This is a genomic window from Microcystis sp. M53603_WE2, assembly GCF_030065435.1.
In genome coordinates, this window is sequence record NZ_JASJFF010001213.1 from 1 (window position 1) to 2,639 (window position 2,639).

Consider the following 2,639-nt stretch of genomic DNA (forward strand, 5'->3'; position numbering starts at 1 on the left):
CCCTGATAACCGTTGGTTCGGGGCGCGTAGGCGATATTCTCGTAAATGCTCTTGGGAAAAGGGTTGGGACGTTGGAAAACCATCCCCACCTGTCGCCTTAACTTGACTGCATTGACCTGCGAATCGTAAATATTCTGATTTCGGTAGAGTAATTTTCCCTCCACCTTGGCGCCGGGGATCAGATCATTCATTCGGTTAAAGCAGCGCAAGAGGGTACTTTTCCCGCAACCAGACGGGCCGATAAAGGCGACGATTTTTCGCGCGGGAATTTTAATATGAACATCCACAAGAGAGAGAAACCCGTTATAAAAAACTTTCACTCCTTCTGCATCGAAAACACTGTGATCTGGGTTAAGGTGGGTAGTCATGGCAACAATTCTCCTGAGTATGATTAAACGACTGGTTAAAAGGGAAAAGTGGGGAGTGCAGGAGTAGGGGAGGTTATGTATCTACCCCCTTGCCTGCTGCCTTCCCTAATTCGGTGTCGAATAGCGTTGACGTAGATAGATGGCGATGGCGTTCAGCGCCATGATCAAAAGGATCAGAACGATAATCGTTGCAGCGGCGGCATTGGCGAAACCAGGTTCAGGACGGGAGACATAACTAAAAATCTGAATGGGCAGTACCATAAATCGCTCGAATAAACCCGGATCGAAGGTCAGAAAACTCACCGCTCCCACCACCACTAGCGAGGCCGCGTCCCCGATCGCCCGCGACACGGAGATAATTACCCCCGTGAGAATCCCCGGCACCGCATAGGGTAAAACATGGTGTTGGAGCGTCTGCCATTTGGTGCTGCCTAGACCGTAGGAGGCTTGGCGGAGGGAATCGGGAACCGCCCGGATCGCCTCCCGCGCCGCAACGATAATGACTGGCAGCGAGAGAAGCGCAAGGGTTAAGGCCCCGGAAAGTAGGGTAGAGCCGAAATTCAGTAAATAGACGAAGACCCCTAAACCGAGCAAACCGTAAACGATCGAGGGAACCCCAGCCAGATTGCCGATATTCACCTCGATCAGCGCCGTCCACCAGTTTTTCGGGGCGTATTCTTCTAGGTATAGGGCTGCTCCCACCCCGATGGGCACCGCTACCAAGATCACGATTACTCCCAAATAGAGGCTACCGATAATCGCGGGGCGAATTCCCCCGCGATCGGGAAAACGGGAGGGGGTTTCCGTGAGAAAACCGGGGGTGAGTAGGCGGGCCAGTCCGTCATGAAGGACATTGAACAACAGTAGAGCGAGAACGAATAGACCGACGAGTAATCCGATCAAGAAAACATACTCGTAGATTTTGCCGATGGTTTCTCGGCTTTCGAGTCGATCGTTAAAGACGGCCGTATCCCTAGTAGGAGAAGATTTAACCATGATAATTAGTCGTATTTTTCCTTAAAGCGATTAGAAATCCAATAACTGCCGATATTGAGCGCCAGAGTGATCAGGAAAAGCACCGCACCGACCGCGTAGATGGATTTAAAATTGAAACTCCCTCTGGGGGCATCTCCACTAGAAACCTGCGCCATAAAAGCGGTCATGGTGGCGATCGATTCCAGTGGATTGAAAGTTAGACGAGGTTGAGCACCCGCCGCGATCAGGACGGTCATGGTTTCTCCCACCGCACGGGAAACCCCCAAAATAATCGAAGCCATAATCCCCGATAGGGCGGCCGGCAAAACCACCTTGAAAATTGTTTCCAGCTTGGTAATTCCTAGGGCGTAGGAACCCTCGCGCAGGGAACGGGGAACCGATTTAATCGCGTCTAGGCTGATCGAACCGACGGTCGGGGTGATCATGATTCCCATCATCAATCCCGCGCTCAGAGCGTTAAAAACCTCTACGGGTAAAAAATTCCGTAGTAAGGGCGTGAGAAAGATCAGTGCGAAGTAACCGTAAACTACGGTGGGAATTCCCGCCAGAATTTCCACCGCCGGACGCAGAATAGAAGCTACTTTCGGGGTTGCGTACTCGGCCAGATAAATCGCTGAACACAATCCCAACGGAACTGCGACCACCATTGAGATGACCGTGGTTAAAACGGTTCCGTTAATCAACGGCCAGATCCCGAAACGGGGAGGATTAAAAAGGGGAGTCCATTGGGTATCCAAGAAGAACTGCCCGAAACTTACTTCCTGGAAAAAAGCGACAGTTTCCTTGAAAATAATAGCGACGATGCCGAAGGTCGTGACTACAGATACAAGGGCGCAGGCGAACAAAATTGTTCCGATAATTTTCTCGGGAACATCATCGGAGGCTCGCTTGAGAAGAGAATCCCCTCTTGCGAACAAAGAGTCATCAAAAGAACCGGTAGTGGTCATAGGAAATTTTGGGTCTGAAACCCCGCCGTAGAACGGCGGCTTTACGTTAGAATTAAGAGGCCAGTCTCGAAAACCAAGTGGACGGCGCAGCACCTTGAAAACTCGGCTTAGGGGGTTCCGACCAGAAAAGCTTGGCCGGGTAAAAAGTCGCGCGCAACAAGTACAAGAAGCTATAGGCGGTCAACGTACCGTGGGACACACGGAATCGGGCTTCTGAAATGGGGCGAAAGTCTGTGGACTCTGTGTAAGACAGTACATGGTTTTTTAACTGTGGTATGCGACGGTGGTGGAAGCAGAAACTTAAATCGTGAGGTTTAGGAATCGCCGC

3 protein-coding genes are annotated in these 2,639 nt (G+C 51.2%); all 3 read right to left on the reverse strand.

The window, feature by feature from the left end; genetic code table 11:
• On the reverse strand, positions 1 to 368 hold a 368-nt coding region (locus PX481_RS25340), incomplete at its 3' end, for a phosphate ABC transporter ATP-binding protein (RefSeq protein WP_288096727.1).
• Positions 369 to 473: 105 nt separating this feature from the next.
• Positions 474 to 1,364, reverse strand: a complete 891-nt coding sequence (pstA, locus tag PX481_RS25345; RefSeq protein ID WP_286825075.1) for a phosphate ABC transporter permease PstA — start codon at positions 1,362 to 1,364, stop codon at positions 474 to 476.
• Between the two features lie 5 nt (positions 1,365 to 1,369).
• Positions 1,370 to 2,311: a phosphate ABC transporter permease subunit PstC gene (gene pstC, locus PX481_RS25350; RefSeq protein WP_193977225.1), complete on the reverse strand. Its 942-nt coding sequence runs from the start codon at positions 2,309 to 2,311 to the stop codon at positions 1,370 to 1,372.
• Positions 2,312 to 2,639: the final 328 nt, after the last annotated feature.

Coding starts and splice junctions, on each gene's coding strand:
- pstA (WP_286825075.1), bottom strand. CDS start 1,364: ATGGTTAAATCTTCTCCTACTAGGGATACGGCCGTCTTTAACGATCGA.
- pstC (WP_193977225.1), bottom strand. CDS start 2,311: ATGACCACTACCGGTTCTTTTGATGACTCTTTGTTCGCAAGAGGGGAT.